18 protein-coding genes and 3 pseudogenes are annotated in these 17,774 nt (G+C 59.0%); 9 read left to right on the forward strand and 12 right to left on the reverse strand.

The features are described from left to right. Positions 1–102: 102 nt before the first annotated feature. Positions 103–795 carry a CTP synthase gene (locus ABLV52_RS14025; protein ID WP_023289248.1) on the forward strand — a complete coding sequence of 231 codons (693 nt, stop codon included), beginning with the start codon at positions 103–105 and terminating at the stop codon, positions 793–795. A 31-nt stretch (positions 796–826) separates the two neighbouring features. On the opposite strand, the gene ABLV52_RS14030 is transcribed toward ABLV52_RS14025, so the two are convergent. Beyond that, positions 827–2,002, reverse strand: coding sequence for a CynX/NimT family MFS transporter (locus ABLV52_RS14030; RefSeq protein WP_072096660.1), 1,176 nt, complete (start codon positions 2,000–2,002; stop codon positions 827–829). 106 nt (positions 2,003–2,108) lie between these two features. Between ABLV52_RS14030 and ABLV52_RS14035 the strand changes: the two genes are divergently transcribed. Further along, positions 2,109–2,903: a helix-turn-helix transcriptional regulator gene (locus ABLV52_RS14035; protein ID WP_072096654.1), complete on the forward strand. Its 795-nt coding sequence runs from the start codon at positions 2,109–2,111 to the stop codon at positions 2,901–2,903. On the opposite strand, the gene ABLV52_RS14040 is transcribed toward ABLV52_RS14035, so the two are convergent. From ABLV52_RS14040 to ABLV52_RS14050, 3 genes and pseudogenes are all read right to left on the reverse strand, one after another. After that, positions 2,887–3,333, reverse strand: a complete 447-nt coding sequence (locus ABLV52_RS14040) for a DUF441 domain-containing protein (RefSeq protein ID WP_348890520.1) — start codon at positions 3,331–3,333, stop codon at positions 2,887–2,889. The genes ABLV52_RS14035 and ABLV52_RS14040 overlap by 17 nt on opposite strands. Positions 3,334–3,450: 117 nt before the next feature. Then, positions 3,451–3,951 carry a YbaK/prolyl-tRNA synthetase associated domain-containing protein gene (locus ABLV52_RS14045; RefSeq protein ID WP_182962089.1) on the reverse strand — a complete coding sequence of 167 codons (501 nt, stop codon included), beginning with the start codon at positions 3,949–3,951 and terminating at the stop codon, positions 3,451–3,453. 95 nt (positions 3,952–4,046) lie between these two features. After that, positions 4,047–4,203, reverse strand: a pseudogene (locus ABLV52_RS14050) (hypothetical protein). On the opposite strand from ABLV52_RS14050, the gene ABLV52_RS14055 reads away from it, so the two are divergent. Continuing rightward, a complete protein-coding gene (locus ABLV52_RS14055) occupies positions 4,198–5,334 on the forward strand; it encodes a glycosyltransferase family 9 protein (RefSeq protein ID WP_072096653.1) in 1,137 nt (378 codons plus the stop codon). The pseudogene ABLV52_RS14050 and the gene ABLV52_RS14055 overlap by 6 nt on opposite strands. A gap of 161 nt (positions 5,335–5,495) precedes the next feature. Here the strand turns inward: ABLV52_RS14055 and ABLV52_RS14060 are convergent, their stop codons facing one another. From ABLV52_RS14060 to ABLV52_RS14070, 3 genes and pseudogenes are all read right to left on the reverse strand, one after another. After that, positions 5,496–5,738 (reverse strand): DinI family protein, encoded by a 243-nt coding sequence (locus tag ABLV52_RS14060; protein ID WP_348890521.1) that lies wholly within the window; start codon positions 5,736–5,738, stop codon positions 5,496–5,498. A 217-nt stretch (positions 5,739–5,955) separates the two neighbouring features. Further along, positions 5,956–6,231, reverse strand: a pseudogene (locus tag ABLV52_RS14065) (IS3 family transposase); the annotation flags it as partial. 117 nt (positions 6,232–6,348) lie between these two features. After that, the gene (locus ABLV52_RS14070) at positions 6,349–6,654 is read right to left on the reverse strand and encodes a DUF596 domain-containing protein (RefSeq protein ID WP_348890569.1); all 306 of its coding nucleotides are present in this window, start codon (positions 6,652–6,654) and stop codon (positions 6,349–6,351) included. Positions 6,655–7,580: 926 nt separating this feature from the next. Here ABLV52_RS14070 and ABLV52_RS14075 point away from each other — a divergent pair. Then, positions 7,581–8,033, forward strand: a pseudogene (locus ABLV52_RS14075) (DUF4113 domain-containing protein); the annotation flags it as partial. A 6-nt stretch (positions 8,034–8,039) separates the two neighbouring features. On the opposite strand, the gene ABLV52_RS14080 reads toward ABLV52_RS14075, so the two are convergent. Next, complete coding sequence (locus ABLV52_RS14080; RefSeq protein ID WP_348890522.1) at positions 8,040–8,945, reverse strand: LysR family transcriptional regulator; 906 nt, start codon at positions 8,943–8,945, stop codon at positions 8,040–8,042. 167 nt (positions 8,946–9,112) lie between these two features. Between ABLV52_RS14080 and ABLV52_RS14085 the strand changes: the two genes are divergently transcribed. Beyond that, the gene (locus ABLV52_RS14085) at positions 9,113–9,862 is read left to right on the forward strand and encodes an SDR family oxidoreductase (RefSeq protein WP_262963059.1); all 750 of its coding nucleotides are present in this window, start codon (positions 9,113–9,115) and stop codon (positions 9,860–9,862) included. 90 nt (positions 9,863–9,952) lie between these two features. Here ABLV52_RS14085 and ABLV52_RS14090 read toward each other — a convergent pair whose 3' ends face one another. Further along, positions 9,953–10,513: an ester cyclase gene (locus tag ABLV52_RS14090; protein ID WP_348890570.1), complete on the reverse strand. Its 561-nt coding sequence runs from the start codon at positions 10,511–10,513 to the stop codon at positions 9,953–9,955. A 14-nt stretch (positions 10,514–10,527) separates the two neighbouring features. After that, entirely contained in the window at positions 10,528–11,637 is a 1,110-nt protein-coding gene (locus tag ABLV52_RS14095; RefSeq protein ID WP_348890523.1) for an alkene reductase, read from the reverse strand. A 100-nt stretch (positions 11,638–11,737) separates the two neighbouring features. Between ABLV52_RS14095 and ABLV52_RS14100 the strand changes: the two genes are divergently transcribed. Then, the gene (locus ABLV52_RS14100) at positions 11,738–12,673 is read left to right on the forward strand and encodes a LysR family transcriptional regulator (protein ID WP_072413008.1); all 936 of its coding nucleotides are present in this window, start codon (positions 11,738–11,740) and stop codon (positions 12,671–12,673) included. Between the two features lie 13 nt (positions 12,674–12,686). On the opposite strand, the gene ABLV52_RS14105 is transcribed toward ABLV52_RS14100, so the two are convergent. Both ABLV52_RS14105 and ABLV52_RS14110 read right to left on the reverse strand, forming a co-directional pair. Beyond that, positions 12,687–13,517 carry an oxidoreductase gene (locus ABLV52_RS14105; RefSeq protein ID WP_348890571.1) on the reverse strand — a complete coding sequence of 277 codons (831 nt, stop codon included), beginning with the start codon at positions 13,515–13,517 and terminating at the stop codon, positions 12,687–12,689. Positions 13,518–13,619: 102 nt separating this feature from the next. Continuing rightward, positions 13,620–14,627: an AraC family transcriptional regulator gene (locus ABLV52_RS14110; protein WP_101991848.1), complete on the reverse strand. Its 1,008-nt coding sequence runs from the start codon at positions 14,625–14,627 to the stop codon at positions 13,620–13,622. A 226-nt stretch (positions 14,628–14,853) separates the two neighbouring features. On the opposite strand from ABLV52_RS14110, the gene ABLV52_RS14115 reads away from it, so the two are divergent. From ABLV52_RS14115 to ABLV52_RS14125, 3 genes are all read left to right on the forward strand, one after another. Beyond that, entirely contained in the window at positions 14,854–15,711 is an 858-nt protein-coding gene (locus ABLV52_RS14115) for a MurR/RpiR family transcriptional regulator (protein WP_348890524.1), read from the forward strand. Between the two features lie 128 nt (positions 15,712–15,839). Further along, positions 15,840–17,168 carry an aspartate aminotransferase family protein gene (locus tag ABLV52_RS14120; protein WP_180264934.1) on the forward strand — a complete coding sequence of 443 codons (1,329 nt, stop codon included), beginning with the start codon at positions 15,840–15,842 and terminating at the stop codon, positions 17,166–17,168. Then, the gene (locus ABLV52_RS14125) at positions 17,165–17,719 is read left to right on the forward strand and encodes a carboxymuconolactone decarboxylase family protein (protein ID WP_171005034.1); all 555 of its coding nucleotides are present in this window, start codon (positions 17,165–17,167) and stop codon (positions 17,717–17,719) included. Before ABLV52_RS14120 ends, ABLV52_RS14125 begins: the two co-directional genes overlap by 4 nt. Positions 17,720–17,774: the final 55 nt, after the last annotated feature.

The following is a 17,774-nucleotide window of genomic DNA, read 5'->3' on the forward strand; positions in this document are numbered from 1 at the left end:
GCCACGGCGGTGGGGTGAAAATAAGGATTGTGTTCCGCGGAGGGGATCGCTATCCTGACGTGCCTTGTGCTGCTCGTCTCGTCCAGACATAAGGAACCTGCTATGAAAACCCCTTTACGCCTCGCCCTCGTCGGCGATTATCACCCCGATATTGTTGCCCATCAGGCCATTCCCCTGGCGATAGACGATGCTGCCGCCGTGCTGGAGCAGCCGGTGAAATATGACTGGCTCGCCACCCCGTCGATCGCCTCCGGCGACGCGCTGGCGGAGTACGATGCCGTCTGGGTCGTTCCCGGCAGCCCGTATCATCACCCGGAAGGCGCGTTTGCCGCTATCCGCTATGCCCGTGAAAACAGCATTCCTTTCCTCGGCACCTGCGGCGGCTTTCAGCATGCGGTGATTGAATACGCCCGTAACGTGCTCGGCTGGCAGGACGCGGGTCATGCGGAAACCGACAGTGAAGGGCGGATGGTGATCGCTCCCCTCAGCTGCTCGCTGGTGGAGACTTCTGCCGTCGTCGAGCTGCGGGCGAATACGCTGATTGCCCGCGCCTATGGTCGGGAGAGCATTGAAGAGGGCTACCACTGCCGCTACGGGGTGGATAGCGCGTTTGCCGCGGAGCTGGAGCAGGGCGATCTGCGCGTCACCGGCTGGGATGAAGAGGGCGAGATCCGCGCCGTCGAGTTGGTGACGCACCCGTTTTTTGTCGCCACCTTGTTTCAACATGAACGCCACGCGCTGGACGGGCGTCCTGCGCCGCTGGTGCAGGCGTTGCTGCGCGCCGCGGCACAATAACCCTACCGGCAGCGGGCGCTGCCGGTCATCTTCAGGGATGAATCTCCCGGTCGCGCCCGGCGAGGGCGCCGCAGACCGCCATCACCAGCGAAATCAGCGCCACCGCCAGCAGCGGAATATGCCAGTCGCCATTGGCATCGTGGATCCTGCCCATCAGCGGCGGTCCGCAGGCGGCCAGCAGATAGCCGACGCTCTGCGCCATCCCCGACAGCGCCGCGGCCTGGTGCGCCGAGCTGGCGCGCAGGCCGATAAACGTCAGGCCGAGGATCATCGTGGCCCCGGAGCCAAAGCCGAACAGCAGCGTCCAGCCGATGGCCAGCCCTGGCAGCAGCCACAGCCCGGCGGCGCTGATAGCGCACATCAGGGCGACCAGCACCGCGATCCCGCGCTGGTCGCGCAGCCGATGCAGGATCAGCGGTATCGCCAGGCCGGGCGCGGCGGTCGCCAGCTGCAGCAGGCCATGCAGCGAGCCGGCCTGCGCTTCGCTATAGCCCATACTCTGCAGAATCGACGGCAGCCAGCCGATAATCACGTAATAGACCAGCGAGTTGATGCCGAGAAACAGCGTCACCTGCCAGGCCAGCGCCGACCGCCAGATCCCCCGGTTATGCATGGCGCCTGAGCCGGTCAGCGGCGCCTCCGCTTGACGCCGGGACTGCGGCAGCCAGCTGACGAGCGCCAGCAGCGGGAAGATCATCAGCAGCAGCAGCGCCCCGCGCCAGCCGAATCCGGCCATCGCCACGGGGACCACCAGCGCCGAGCCAAGCGCCGCCGCGCCGCCCATCGTCAGGGAATAGGCGCCGGTCATCCGGGCGACATGCTGCGAGAAATCCCGTTTAATCAGCCCGGGCAGCAGCACGTTACCCAGCGCAATGCCGCAGCCGATCACCGCCGTGCCGATAAACAGCCATGCAGCGGAGGGCAGGGAGCGCAGGGCAATGCCGGCGCAGATCAGCAGCATCGCCAGCAGCAGGCTGCGCTCCATGCCGAACCGGCGGGCAACCCCAGCCGCCAGCGGCGAGACAAGGCCAAAGGCCAGCAGCGGCAGGGTGGTGAGCAGCCCGGTCTGCGCGGTGGTCAGGCCATAGTCGCTACGAATCGCGTCCAGCAGCGGCGCCGCGCCGGTAAAGACCACGCGCAGGGTGGTGGCGATGAGCAGGATACCGGCAATCAGCAGCGCGGGGCGGCGGCCGGTGGAGGAGATCACAGAAGACATATCATTCTCAAGGTAACTAACGAGGGGGTTACGATAGCGACTTTGTCCCCTGTTTAAATCAAGCTAAAATGACAGATTATCGCTAATATCGGACAACATGATGATTGGACTGGGTCTGGATGGTTATGAACCGGACAGTGGCCACGAATCGGCTATTGCCTTTCGTATTCGGGTGGTGGAGGCGGAGCAGTATATTCCGGCGCATTCCCACCGTAAGGGGCAGCTGATCCTCGCCCTGCACGGCGCCTTGACCTGCGAGGTGGAGAACGCGATGTGGATGGTGCCGCCGCAGTATGCGGTGTGGGTCCCGGGGCAGCTTTCCCACAGTAACCGCGCCACCCCCGGCGCCCAGGTGTGCTTCCTGTTCATCGAGCCGGGCGCCGCGCCGATGCCGGACCGCTGCTGTACGTTAAAGATTTCCCCGCTGGTGCGTGAGCTGATCCTCACCCTGGCGGAACGCGGCGGCGAGTCGCTGGCCGCCCCTGCCACGGCCCGGCTGGTGCAGGTGCTGTTTGATGAGCTGCCCCGGCAGCCGCAGGAGCACCTGCAACTGCCGGTATCGAACCACCCGAAAATTCGCCAGATGGTGACGATGATGGCCGAGGATCCGGCGCGCTGGCAGACCCTGAGCCAGTGGGCGGCGGAGTTCGCGATGAGCGAGCGCAATCTGGCGCGGCTGGTAGTGCGTGAAACGGGGCTGAGCTTTCGCCGCTGGCGCCATCAGCTGCAGCTGATCCTTGCGCTGCAGCAGCTGATCCGCGGGCAGACGGTGCAGCAGACGGCCCAGGCGCTGGGCTACGATTCCACCACCGCCTTCATCACCATGTTTAAGAAAGGGCTCGGACAGACGCCGGGCCGCTATCACGGCAGCCTGGCTACGACTTCCCAATAAACAACGAGATGATCCCGGCGGCAATCAGCGGCCCGACCGGGACGCCGCGAAACAGGGCGACGCCGAGCACCGTACCGACCAGCAGTCCGGCCACCAGCTGCGGCTGGGAGCCCATCAGCGAGACGCCGCGCCCGCCGAGCCACGAAACAAACACCCCGACCGCAATCGCCAGCAGTGATTTCCAGTTCATAAAGGAGTGGATCAGGGTCGACGGCGGCAGCGTGCCGCTGGCGATGGGTGCCATCACGCCGATAGTCAGAATGATGATCCCGACGGTCAGTCCCTGTTTCTCAATCCAGGGAAAGAAGGCGTTCAGCGGCGTGACGCGCACGATAATCAGCACGAGGATAGAGATCGCTACGGTGGTGTTATGGCTGATAAAGCCGAGCGCCGCCAGACCCATCAGGATCAACAGGGTGGTATCAAACATGTACAGAGGTCCTTGCCAAAAAAAGAAAGCCAAAAAATATCCCGCTTACTCTACGCATCGTGGCGTGAATAAACAGGATTTTTGCGCCATGCGGCGGAAATCAGGGCCGATGCCCGGTTAGCTAAGACGGCGAAAGGTCGCGATCTCCGGTCGGGCGATATGTAAATAGTCTTCGGTATCGAGAATGATCGACCGGTCCAGGCGCCCGGCGTTAAAGGCGATTTGTGGAAAGCGCTCAAACAGCAGCGGGTCGGCCACCAGGCGCAGCGCCGGATGGAAGCTGAAGGGGGGAATGGCGCCGAACACGCAGGCGGTGAGCGCCTCCACTTCCGCCGGACTGGCCAGCGAGGCTTTGCCGCCGCCGATATGCCGGGCCAGGCTGGCGAGGTCGGCCTGCTGATCGGCGGCGAGGATCGCCAGCACATGCTGGTTGACGCCGTTTCCTTTTACTTTACAGACTAACGCTTTCGCGCCCTGGCCAAGCGCGGTGCCGCGGATCGCCGAGACGGCTTCGCACTGGCCAACCGCGTCGTGCGCCATCACCCGGTAGCGCGCCTGGTGTTCGTCGAGCAGCGCGCACAGTCGCTGGTGGATATTACCTTCTACTGCTTCAAGCATAGCGTCCTCCTGACAGCATAAAGCAGCCAGCTTAGCGCTGTTGCGCCAGCCTGCCAACGGTGGGCCGGGAAATTCACCATTCGCTCATTATTGCTTCACAGTGCTGTGTTGCAATCCCGCAGGGCTGGATGAGTTTTGTAAATAAAAAAAAGAATGATTTTCATTTTCAATCGAACTTTTTTTATTTCGCTCAGTCTTTATCGGACGACACAGAATATTAATGATTGCCGTAATGAGGTTAGGATGATGCACGATGCAACCATGCAGGGTTCCCCACGCAAGAAGTTTAATAAAATAAGGGAGCTCAACAGACGGCGGAATTACTTTACTAAGAAAGTACGTAATGCCCTGCGGGTGGGAGTGGCGAAAGCGCTCTGGGACCGCCGACGCCGTCAGCCGGTGGATTTGTCGTCCGCGAAAACCGTCTTACTCATGCGCAACGAGGGGGCGGTCGGCGATGTGGTGGTGGATTCCGCGCTGGTGAAATGCCTGCATCAGTCAGGCTATATCGTTGATTTCCTGCTGACGACCTCTAATAGCCAGGTGATGCGTTATAACCCGCGGATCCGCCATATTTATGAAGCTGACCCGGTCACGTCCGCCGATTTTTTGCGAAAATTTAATCATAACGTTCCCCGCGACGTTATTAATGAACTGGCTAATAATAAGTACGATATTATTATTGACCCTTCGCTGTTCGATATTCCCGTGCATCGTCTACGGCTTTTCCGACAAATAAAAGCGAAATCGGTGCTCGGGTTTAATAAATGGCCGTCGATTAAGCACTACTCCCACTCTTTTGATTTTGACTGCCAGCGCTGGCACGTGACGAAAACGTTCGAGTTGATCGCCGATTATCTCAAACTGGACACCTGCGGGCTGGATGCTTACGACCTGGCGATTCCCGGGCCGATTATGCAGGAGGTGGCGCAGTATCTGGCGTCGCTGAGCGGAAAAGCGGTAGTGATTAATATTTTTGCCGGCCATGCCGACCGGAGTCTCTCGCAGACGCAGCTGGCCGAACTCCTCGACAAGCTGCTGGCTCGCCATCCGGGGATCGCGGTGATTCTGCTCGATCACCGGCGCGAGATCCGCATCCCGCTGCCGCCGGAGGTGGTGGTTAATCCATTTAACACGTTGCACCATGCGATGGCGCTGATTGCCCAGGCGGAGCTGATTATCTCCCCGGACACCTCGGTGGTGCACATGGCGGCGGCGTGGAACAAACCGCTGATCGCGGTCTACAAGGACGTTCTGCTCAACAACCGTCTGTGGGCGCCGGGCTATGACAACGCCAGGCAGGTTATCGTTAAATGCGGGAAGGTGCATCAGCATCGCGAGCTGGTGGATCGGATAATGGCGGCGCTGCCGGAGACGCTGTGAGGCGATGAGGGGAGGCTCACCTGCTGGCCGTATGCAAGAGCCAGCAGGTGAGCGAAGGTTGCATTGCCAGTCTGCAACCGCCGCTATTGTACTGTTGCCCGTTGCTCTGCCACATCCGGGAAAGCTCTTAAAGAGGGGGGTGCCGCGAGGGACGGGCGGCATTACTCTTCAGTGAGCCACATGTCCGCCTCTTCAAACATCTCCTGCACCGTGCGGTTGATCAGCTCTTTTTCATGCTTGCTGGCGTCGGTGTTGATCGCCGGGAGCGTCATCATCGGCTTCACCCGCACTTCCGCCTCCGGAAAAATGCGCTGCATGCGTTTGGTCAGCTCGTTAAGAATGGTCTCTCTGGCGCCCGGCAGCCCGGCAAAATTGCGCTTGTCATAAATCAGTTCCACAAACATCTTTTGTCCTCTGTATGCTGATCGCGGGCGATAGTTTTACTGTATTAATGTACAGTGTCAAGCGATTGCCGCGGCGCTGCGCATCCGCCACCTCGCGCGGGAGAGGGGCTGCGCGCAAAAGCAGCAAACGGTTCGCCACCGACGACGGTGACCTTTAGTGACATCAAGGAGTTATTTCAGTGCTGGCGATTGATAGCTGGAGCCGATATTGACCCTGTAGTGCCAGTTTGCGTGAGAGAGTGGGCTTCATCGACCAGCCGACCACGTTACGGGCGAAGTGATCGTTAACTTCTGCCAGATATAACCATCCCAGCCAGGTGTGGATATAAGTAATATTGGTAACCCAGACCTGATTGGCCCGGACAACGGTAAACTGCCGCTACACGCGATGAGGAGCGACCACTGCAGGTCTGCCGGCGATACGATTTGGTGATTTATAACCGCGTGCAGCTTTAATCCGGTTCAGTTGCATGATGCGGCCCACCCGGTTTTTATCTTCGCTCGCTGTGGTCAACTCACGGGAGGACTTTCACCTCTAAGATCGCGCCCATGCTGGGCGCACACATTCTCCCCGTCCTAAATGACGAGGAGAATGTTAAAATATCATTATCTAAGTCCAATCCTGGTAACCGTTTTCGTGAATCCAGACAATACCCGCTGGGCAGTTTTCACTCAAAAACCAAAATCCTTCAAATGCATCGCAATCCATATCATCCTCAGTTTTGGGAAATGCTATTTCAAAAGCTTCGATCTGCTTGTCGATGCTTCCTGAGAGGAACTTTCCATGGCGAGCAAGTTTGATCTCACCATCTTCCAGCAAACGCCTAATAAACCGGATATAAAGCGCTTTTTCTTCTTCATATGTTAGCTTATAGGTGCCATCAACGCTTTCGGGGTCGATATTTTTCCATAGCATGGTAGTAGAAGCCCCTCGAAGAAACTCTTTCCTTTCTTGGTATTTTTTTTCGGTTAAATACATCACGTTATCTCGTCTCCTACCTAAATTTAACTTCAAATCTGTTTAATGAGGTTTTGGAGGCAGCTTTAATATCGGAATTCCCAATGATATCAATTGTCCACCTTGCCCCAGTGTCCTCTGCTGAAGCTGAAAAATTTCGTAAATTGATTGTTTGATTATCATTTATTTTTGCATACATCAGCCTACCGCTTGGAAGAATCTGCTCTTTAAATGGGATGCCACCTGTCAGAGATGTAGCAAAGCTAATTATCTCCGGCGGCTTTCGGGAGTGAGGGGGCAGGTGTGGTATAGCGGAGCATGTCGCGCTGCTGTTGCGTCTGTTCCAGCAATGCCTTCTGTTTCTGCTCAACAATATTCTGGTCAGCTGGACTCAGTGGTGCTGCCGGGAGACCTGCTGATATCAGACCCGTCAGCAGAAGCCCGTACCTGGCAGAGGGCATATACAACATCAAAAACTCCGTTTTTTGAATTGTTATGAAATCTAATGTAACGATTTGTAATTAAATATCCATTAAAATTTTATTTTCGAATAAAAATTATTATTACCGGAGTATGCTGTCAGGCGGCATAAAAGGCGGACACTGGATGAAAACAAGGCTCAGAACTCAGTCCGCCGGGACCCGGTGTAGCCGGCTACCATTTTGATAGATTCAGCCTTATCCACCCCCTCCCTGGAAAGCCATACCCGCTCAAAACGTCTCAGACGCTTCTGTACGCAGTCGGGGAATATCTCCGCGTTAGCGCCGTTCAGGCGCTTATGAGCGTGTACCCCCTGAACTCACGACAGCACCCCTTACAGCGATGAAGAAGAGTAGTTACAACACCTTTCATTAAAAGCGATGGTGTTTCCCGGCCTTCGCCCGCGGGCAGCAGAAAAGCTGCGCGGTGAACATCAGTACTGCCGGTTCGTCTCCGCCTTTGTCAAAACCAGCCCCTTCGCGCTGAATGAACCCTATTACGGCAACAGCGCCTCGCTGAAGCTGCTGACGCCGACGCAGGATTCCCGGGATATTATCGCCGCGGCGACAAGCTGCCTGGACGGCATCTGGAAAGCGGGGCACCGCTATCAGAAGGCCGGGGTGATGCTCGGCGATTTCTACAGCCAGGGCGTCGCCCAGCTGAACCTGTTCGACGAGCTTGCCCCGCGGCAGAACAGCGCCAGGCTGATGCAGGTGCTCGACCAGCTGAATGCGAAAAACGGCAGGGGGGCGCTCTATTTTGCCGGCCAGGGGATCCAGCAGCAGTGGCAGATGAAGCGAGAGATGCTATCGCCGCGCTACACCACGCGATACGGCGACCTGCTCCGCGTCAGATAACGCGCTTTATCCCTGCACCGCGTCCGGAAAAACTGCCGCCAGCCAGTCAATAAAGACGCGGAGCCGGGGCGGGACGTGCCGGTGCCGGGCATAGACGACGTGAAAAGGATAGGGGGCCGGGCGCCAGGCGGCGAGGATCTCCACCAGTTTGCCGCTTGCCAGCGCCGGTCTTAGCGAATAGGTAAAGGTCTGCACAATGCCTAAGCCCGCCTCGACGGCGGCAATATGCGCGTTGCTCTCATTGATGCCGAGATGGGGCTCTGTCTTGAGCTCGGTACTGACGCCGTGACGCGTAAAGCGAAACGGAAACGCTCTGCCGCTGGCCGGCGACAGATAGCTGATGAGCTGGTGGCCATGATGGAGTTCATCCGGCGAGGCGGGCGTGCCGCAGCGCTGAAGATAGCCAGGGGTGGCGCAGGTGACCAGCGTCGCCTCGCCGATTTTACGGGCGATCAGCGTCGAGTCTTCCATCGGCCCGCCGCGGATGGCGCAGTCAATATTGCCGCTGATGAGGTCCGCGGGTTTATCGGCCACCTGCAAATCAATACGGATATCCGGCCAGGAGGTCATAAAGTCCGCCAGCAGCGGGATCAGCACATCGCGCGCGGTCGACCCGCCGATGGCGATCCGCAGATGGCCCTTCGGCTTATTGTGGGCGGTATTGAAGGAGGCGTCGATCTCTTCCAGGTCTTCCAGCAGGCAGCGAGCTTTTTCATAGTACTCCCGTCCTTCCGGCGTTACGGTAATACGCCGGGTGGTGCGCTGCAGGAGGGAAACCCCCAGGTGCGCTTCCAGTTGCTTGATGGTTTTGCTGAGCGTGGCGTTGGGCATATCCAGCGAGTCCGCGGCGCGGGTAAAGCTGCTGGCTTCGACAACGCGGGTGAAGGCTTTGAGGGCTGAAAACCGGTCCATTATTCGCAGTATCCTGGTTAGCGGGCGTCCATTATCCACGGAGGGGAAAAGTGTTTTTCAGATTAGGCCATTTTTCCGCCTCTCTGAGGCGATTACAGTGCTTTCCATACCCGGCGGGACGCTTTCGCGAGCCTGGCCTGTTTATACTCTAACCAAGGAAATGCACCATGAGCAAAAAACTTGCGGATAAAGTGGCGTTAGTGACCGGCGGCAGCACCGGGATTGGCCTGGCGTCGGCGAAAGCGCTGGCGGAGCAGGGCGCGAAGGTGTATATCACCGGCCGCCGACAGGAGGAGCTGGATGCGGCGGTAAAATTCATCGGGCCCGCCGCCCGCGGGATCCGCGCCGACGCCGCCGTGTTAAGCGACCTTGACGCGGTATTTGCGACCATTGCCGACGAGTCCGGCCGCCTGGATGTGCTGTTCGCCAATGCTGGCGGCGGGGATATGCTGCCGCTGAGCGCCATCACCGAAGCGCACGTCGAGCGGATTTTCGCCACCAACGTGCGCGGGGTGGTGTTCACCGTGCAGAAAGCGCTGCCGCTGCTCACCGACGGCGCCTCGGTGATTTTGACCGGCTCTACGGCGGCGGTCAAAGGGACGGCGAACTTCAGCATCTATAGCGCCAGTAAAGCTGCGGTACGCAGCCTGGCGCGCTCCTGGGCGCTGGAGGTGAACGATCGCGGGATCCGCATCAATGTCGTCAGCCCGGGGCCGGTGCGTACCCCTGGTCTGGGAGGACTGGTGGCGGAGGCGGACCGCCAGGGCTTGTTCGACGCTCTGGCTGCCAGCGTACCGCTCGGACGGCTGGGCGAGCCGGAGGAGATTGGCAGGACGGTGGTGTTTTTAGCGTCGGATGAGTCGAGCTTTATTAACGCCGCGGAGATCTATGTCGACGGCGGGCTGGCGCAAATTTAAGCGCCGGACTCCGCCAGGCGAGCCGTCCTGGCGGAGTCCGGGGCGGCTCGTGGTTTTGCCGATCGCTTACTCGTCATCCGGGTGGGCAGCTTATTGCGCGCCCAGCTGTTTCATCAGCGTCAGGTTATCTTCAATATGCCAGTTGGCGGCAATTTTACCGCCGCTGATCTGATAGATATCGGTGGCGATAAAATCGATATTTTGTCCTTTACCCTGCCGGGTGCCGAAGGTCCCGGTAAAGTGGCCATGAAAATGTAAGTGTGAGACCACCCGGTCACCGGCCACGATCATTTGTTCGACATCACAGCGTAAATCCGGCACCGCCTGGCGAAATGCTCTGGAGGCGAGGATCGCTCCTTCCGGCCCCTGTTGGCGCCCTTCCGGGGGCGTTTTATCGATAAAATTCCCCGCCAGCGCCGCCCTGGCCAGCGCTTCATCGCCGGTATTCCAAAACGTGGCGTATTGCCTGGCGACATATTCATTGGCGGCGCGTGTGGCAGCGGGAAGGCTGCCGTCAGCAATGAGTTGTGCCGGCTTCAGCAGATCCTGCGGGGCTGAAAACGCGGAGCCGGACATTCCGGCAAGCAGCAGCGCGGTGGCGCAGCGACGGCGCGTGCGGGCAACAGCGACACCACGCCCGGCAGGTAACATTTTGTCGATCAATTTCACTCTTTATGCTCCGAATAGAAGGGATAGTCGGTATAGCCCGCCGCCGTTCCGCCAAACAGCGTGCCGGGATCGCTGACGGTCGCCAGCGGCCAGCGGTGCTGAAGCCGCTGCGGAAGGTCGGGATTGGCAATAAACGGCCGGCCGAAAGCCACGAGGTCGGCGAGACCGGCGCCAAGAATGCGCTCCGCCTTCTGCTGATCGTAATTGCCGGCCACGATCAGCGTGCCGCTGAAGGTTGCGCGCAGCGTGTCGCGGAAGTGCAGGGGAACGGCTGGCGCATCGTCCCAGTCCGCCTCCGCCAGATGGATAAAGGCGATACCCTGCTGTTCGCACCAGGCCGCCAGGGCAAGGATGGCGTCGATCACCTGCGGATCGTTCATCCCGCGCTGGGTAATGAAGGGGGAAAGGCGGATGCCCGTCCGCTCGCGGCCGATAGCGTCGCCGATGGCGGTCAGCACCTCCTGGGCAAAACGGATCCGGTTGTTCAGGCTACCGCCGTACTCATCGGTGCGCTGGTTGGCGGTACGCCGCAGGAACTGGTCGATCAGATAGCCGTTGCCGCCGTGCACCTCCACGCCGTAAAACCCCGCCGCGATCGCATTGCGCGCCGCCTGGCGGTAATCGGCGACAATACGCTGGATATCCGACCGGGAGAGCGCCCGCGGCGGTGGGCAGTCCACCATCTGGCCCCGGCCCTGCTCATCCACCACCCAGACCTGGGCGTCCGGCGCCAGCGCCGAGGGGGCCACGGGTTGACCATCCGCATGAAAACGGGCGTGCGACATGCGTCCCACGTGCCAGAGCTGAGAAAAAATAACGCCGCCGGCCTGGTGTACGGCCCGGGTCGTCAACTGCCAGCCGGCAATCTGGTCTGCGGAATGCAGGCCGGGCGTCCAGGAGTACCCCTGTCCCTCGGGAGAGATTTGCGTCGCTTCCGTGACGATCAATCCGGCGCTGGCGCGCTGGCGGTAATACTCCGCCATCAGCGCGGAGGGGATATTTCCCGGCTGCAGGGCGCGCGCCCGGGTCATGGGGGCCATGACGATGCGGTTTTTCAGCGGCAGCGTACCGATGCGATGACGATCAAAAAGTGAGAGCGTGTTCATAATGGTGTCCCTTGCGAGTGGAATGGAAATCACTTTACAGTCGGGATTTGATTTTGATAATTAGACGAAAAACAGATTCACTTTTCGGGAAATGCGAAAAATGGGCAAACTGGAAGATATGGCGCTGCTGGTGGCCGTCGCCGAGGCGGGGGGACTCTCCGCCGCCGGCAGACGGTTGTCGCTCTCGCCGGCCACCATGACGGCCCGTCTGAAGGCGATGGAAGAGCGTTATCAGACCCGCCTGTTCCATCGTTCCACGCGGGCTATCACTCTGACCAACGCGGGGGAAGATTTTTATCATGCCGCGCGGCGCGTGCTGGAGGAGGCGCGCCACGCCGAGTCGTTGCTGACGCAAAAAGAGGGGGTCCTGAGCGGCGATATTCGCCTTTCCGCCCCCTCCGACTTTGGCCGACAATACCTTAGCCCGGCCATCGTCGACTTTACCCGCCGTCACCCGGAAGTGACCTTTTCCGTCTACTTAGGCGAGCGCGTGGAGGATCTGGTCGCCAACCGGCTGGATATGAGCATCCGCGTCGGTAACCTGCCGGACAGTAGCCTGGCCATCCGCCACATTCGTCCTAACCATCGGGTGCTGGTGGCCTCGACGGCTTACCTTGCCGCCCGTGGAACGCCTGCTTCGCCCGAGGCGCTGCATCATCATCGCTGCCTGGCGCTGGAGCGGCACGGCGTGGTGATGAACGAGTGGCGCTTTGAGGAGGCGGGAAAAGAGCAGGTCATCCGGGTGACGCCGGCGATGGTCTGCGACGATGGGGCACTGCTGCGGCAGTGGGCGCTCAGCGGGGCGGGGATCGCCGGTAAATCATGGTGGGATGTGAAGAGGGATGTTGAGGAGGGGCGGCTTCAGGTGTTGTTTGCCGACCGCTTCACCGGATTCAGCCCCTTAGACCGCAAGGAGGTTGGGCTGCAGTTTGTCTTTCCCCAGCGAAAGCTGCAGCCCCCTCAGGTATCGGCGTTTATGGCGTTTTTTATCGACTGGCTGGAAGAGTCATCCCCCTCCAGCGCGAGGCGAAAGTGAGCAGAACATGACCTCAGCGCATCTGGCTGAGGATAATACGATCGAAAAGACGGTCACCCAGCCAGACACGCATCCGGATAAGCAATTTGGCATACTTACCGACGGCATAACGGGGGCGTGGATTTGAGGTATTCACCGCGACCAGGACCACCTCGGCGATCGTCTGCGGGTCGCTGCCGGTGCCATGGCCGTACGTTTTTTGGATCGACAGGGTGACCCCTTTTACCAACTGACCATACGGTCCTGTGGCCGAACGTTTGACAATACTTTCACTGGCCGCATCGCCGAAGCCGGTTTCAATCACTCCAGGTTCGATGATAACCACCTTGATGCCGAAGTCGGCAACTTCCAGCCGCAGGCAGTCTGACCACCCCTCAAGTGCATGTTTGGTGGCGTGGTACCATGCGCCGAGGACGCTATACATCTTCCCGCCCATGGAAGAGATATTGACAATATATCCGCGACGGCGGGCGCGCATCGCGGGAAGCAGTAGTTGCGTGAGATGTGCCGCGCCGAAGAGATTGACCTCAAACTGGTAGCGAGCCTCATCGATGCCGATCTCTTCGACCGGGCCATACAGGCCAAAACCGGCATTATTGACCAGTACATCGACCCCTCCGGTCTGAGACAGAATGGTGTTCACGACCGCCAGCCGATCGTCCTGCCGTGAGAGATCCATCTGCAGGCATTGGGCCCCTAGCGAAGCCAGATCTTCCATTTTCCCGAGCTGCCGGGCAGCAACGTAAACCTGGTAACCCTCCTGGATAAGACGACGGGCAATGGCTTTCCCCATCCCTGACGATGCGCCGGTGACCAGCGCGGTTTTATTTTCCTGAATAAACATAAGCACCTCGGCAAGTAGACTGCGCTGAGTGTGCCTGCTGTCAGGCGCGGTGTCGCTGGCACGGTGCGCCACAATACTGGCAAAGCGCGCCATGACGCGCGCTTAGTTGAGGCGCATCATGTCTCTGAGGGTTTCTGGCGTCTGGCCGGTCCACGCCATAAAAGCCCGGTAGAAGGAATTTGGATCTTCAAAACCGAGCAGAAAGGCGATTTCATAGCCGGAAAGCGTGGTATTGAGAAGATAGTGGCGAGCCAGCGCTTCGCGACAAGCGTGAACAAGGGCGCGATAATTCTCTCCCTCCTGCTCCAGCCTGCGCTGCAGGGTGCGTTTGCTCATTCCCAGACGTTGCGCCGTATTGTCGATTGAGGCGTCGTTGCCCGGCAGAAGCTCCAGCAGGACTGCATGAACACGTTCAGCCGTTGAGGCCTGATCGCTAAGCTGGCTGAGACGACGCTTCAGCTCCGGCTCAAAGACCTGCCACATACCCTCGTTCACCGTCAAAAAGGGCCGCAGGGCATCAGCGGCGGCAAAGCTGATGGTCGCCCGCTTTCCACGCTGTATGGTCGTGCCGAAGAAGGCTGAAAAGTGGTGGGTCTGCTGGCGGGTGAGGGGCTGTGAGAGCGTTACTTTAACGGCCTGAACCGGTTCGCGGGTGGCCAGTCGGTTCAGACGAAGTAAAAATGCCAGCTCTGCCACTTCCAGAGAGGCAGGGATTTCTGTTGCTCCCAGCCAGCGCGGAGACACTGTCAGCGTGCCGTTCTGCACGACCGTCGTCTCCAGCACCATGGGGGCAATAAGCAGTTTATACCTGGCCAGCCGCTGGACCGCCTGCATCATGTGGGTACTACACAAGGCGGCGAACAGCGGGGGATCAAACACTTCCGCAGAGACCCTTTCTACAAAGGGCAAAGGAAAGGCCTGATCGTCGCTTTCTTTTTCCAGCACGCGCCAGAAACGCAGATACTCATCGGTAGTCAGACCGCGATTGATGTCTGAAAAGGTGTCATCCGGCAAACCGGCCTGGCGGAGAAGATGTTCAGGCTCCATCCCTGCGTCTTTGAGCAGCGCTCGCCAACGGAGATTGAGAGAAAAAGTGCGGTTGCGTGCCATGGTGAGATTTCCAGCAGTGAACAGGGCTTTGATGTGCAACGCCCCCTGATAAGAGCATACCTTTTCCCACCCGCCAGTGACATTCCTCTTGTGCCATATTTGAAGTAAAGCACGCCAGCAATGAGAAGGGGGAACGGATGTGACCCGCGGGATCGTTAGCCACCTATAGAGTCTTGATCTCAAATATGATTAGATAGCTTTCACTTAAAACCAGTCAGTGGCTGCCATGAATCTCAGGGAAAAAATCATTAATGAATTCGGCGGGTTGTCGCCCGAGCTGCAACGCGCCGCCGAGTTCTCACTGCAAAATGCCAGTCAGCTGGTGGTGTTATCCATGCGCGCCTTCGCGGCGGAAGCCGGGGTAAAACCGGCGACGCTGCTGCGTCTGGCGCAGCGGCTGGGCTACCGCGGCTGGAGCGAGCTAAAAAGCGATTTCATTGACGACCTGGGGCTGCGCAATGATACATACGTATCAAAAGCGGAAAAAATGATGGCCCGCGGCACGCAAACGCAGCTGTATAAAGAGGTATTTCAGGCGCATCAGGCGAACCTGACCTTTACGCAAAACGAAAATGCCCAGCAGATGGAGCAGGCGGTGACCTTGCTCGATAGCGCGGAGAATGTCTATATCTGCGGATTCCGCGCCAGCTTTCCGATCGCGTGGTCGCTATTTTATGTCTATCGACTGTTCAACCGCCAGGTATCGTTAATCGATGGCCTGGCCAGCAATATCGAAGTTTTCACCCGCGAACTGACCAACCGGGATTGCGTCTTACTCACCAGCTTTGCGCCCTATTCGCGCGAATCACTGGATGTTTTACGGGCAGCCCGGCAGGCCGGGGCGAAGATCCTCGCCATTACCGATTCGCCGGTTTCCCCCTTAGCGCAGGCGGCAGACTGCACGCTGCTGTTCTCCATCGACAGTCCGTCATTTTTCCCTTCCGTGGTCTCCGGCATGGGGCTGGCGGAGTGTCTGCTGGCGATGCTGGTGGTGCGCCACGGCCGGGAGGCGGTGAGAAAAATTGAAAGTGCCGAACGCTATCTCATTGAGTCTGGCGCCTACGTGATCCCCGGTAAGTCCTGATAAATGATTCAAATGTATCAGTTATAAGTATAATGGATGCATTTATATCTTTAATTCGTTGACGTGATCCAAATGGATCCTGCAAGATACGCTCAATTAATGTAGCGGATTCAGGAGCAGAACCCATTATGAGTCATGTCATTCACCGCAGCCTGCGTAGCACGCCGATGGTGGCCTCACGTGCGCAAGGGGCCTATATCTTTGATACCCAGGGAAAACCGTATCTTGATGCCTGTGGCGGGGCGGCGGTTTCCTGCCTCGGACACGCGCATCCTGATGTGCTGGCGGCGATGCACCGCCAGATCGATCGGCTGGCCTATGCGCATACCAGCTTTTTCACCAGCGATGCCGTCGAGCAGCTTGCCGAACATCTCACCCGCACGGCGCCCGGCGAGCTTAACTACGCCTACTTTGTCTCGGGCGGTTCTGAGGCGGTAGAGACGGCGCTGAAGATGGCGCGGCAGTACTTTGTGGAGATCGGCCAGCCATCGCGCACCCGCTTTATCGCCCGTCAACAGAGCTATCATGGCAATACGCTGGGCGCGCTGGCGGTGGGCGGTAACGAATGGCGCCGTCGCCAGTTTGCCCCCTTATTAATGGATGTTATCCGCGTCTCCGCCTGCAATGAGTACCGCGATCGCCGGGCTGACGAGACCCAGCAACAGTATACCGAACGTCTGCTCAATGAGCTGGAGCAAGCCATCCTTGAGGCCGGCCCGGAAACGATCATCGGTTTCTGTGCGGAAACCGTGGTGGGAGCGACGACGGGAGCCACGCCGCCGACGCCGGGCTATCTGCAAGGGGTCCGCCGCCTGTGCGACAAATACGGCATCCTGTACATCGCGGATGAGGTGATGTGCGGTATGGGGCGGACCGGGACGCTGCATGCGTTTGAACAGGACGACGTGGTGCCCGATTTAGTGACCATCGCCAAGGGACTCGGCGGAGGCTATCAGCCGATTGGGGCGGTACTGGCGAGTGAGACCATCGTCTCCGCGCTGAAGACGGGCAGCGGGTTGTTCCAGCACGGTCACACTTACATTTGTCATGCCACCGCCGCGTCGGCAGCCCTGGCGGTGCAGCAGGTGATCGCGCGCGATAATTTACTGGACGCCGTCAAACAGCAGGGCGCCTATCTGCACAAGGCGCTGCGCGAGGTGCTGGGGGAGTTACCGCATGTCGGTGATACGCGCGGACGCGGCCTGTTTGCGGGGGTCGAACTGGTGCGCGATAAAGACGACAAAACGCCATTCGATCCTGCCCTGAAGCTGCACGCCGCGATCAAAGCAAACTGTATGGCGCGCGGACTGATGGTCTATCCCATGGGCGGCACGATCGATGGCCAGTCTGGCGACCACATCCTGATTGCACCGCCGTTTATCATCACCCCGGCGCAGCTCGATTTTGTGGTCGATACCCTGGACTGCGTGATCCGCGAAGAGACGGGGAAATTATGATCAATCGTTTACCGCCCCTGGCGGAACAGGAATGGGACGATCGGCAGCGTCAGTTAGCGGAAGAGATCATCAACGGACCGCGCGGCGCCTTACTGCCGCCTTTTGAGCCGCTGTTGCGTAGTCCCGAGCTGATGGCCCATGCCCAGCGTATGGGGGAGTACCTGCGCTATCGCAGCGCGCTGGGCCAGCGTCTTTCTGAACTGGCGATTTTGCTGACCGCGCGGCACTGGTCGCAGCCGGTAGAGTGGGCGATCCATGCGCCGATAGCCCGCGAGAAAGGGATCTCTGCCGCGGCGGTGCAGGCGATTAAGGAAAGGCGCCGGCCCGCGGATCTGCGGCCCGATGAGCAGGCGATCTATGACTTCTGTCAGCAGCTGCATCAACAGCAAAAGGTCAGCGATGAGACCTGGCAACAAGCCATTGAGTTATGGGGCGAGAAGGGCGTGGTGGATCTGATTGGAATAAACGGTTATTACAGTTTTCTCTCCATGGTGATGAACAGCGCGCAAACGCCAGTACCGGATACCTCTGACGCTCTGTTTTCTGAATAAGTTATCGATTTTATTCGGGCGCATAAAACTGCGCCCGGCATATCAGCTCTTATTA

It is taken from the genome of Klebsiella sp. GB_Kp056, assembly GCF_040064755.1.
GTDB classification, from domain to species: Bacteria; Pseudomonadota; Gammaproteobacteria; order Enterobacterales; family Enterobacteriaceae; genus Klebsiella; species Klebsiella quasipneumoniae.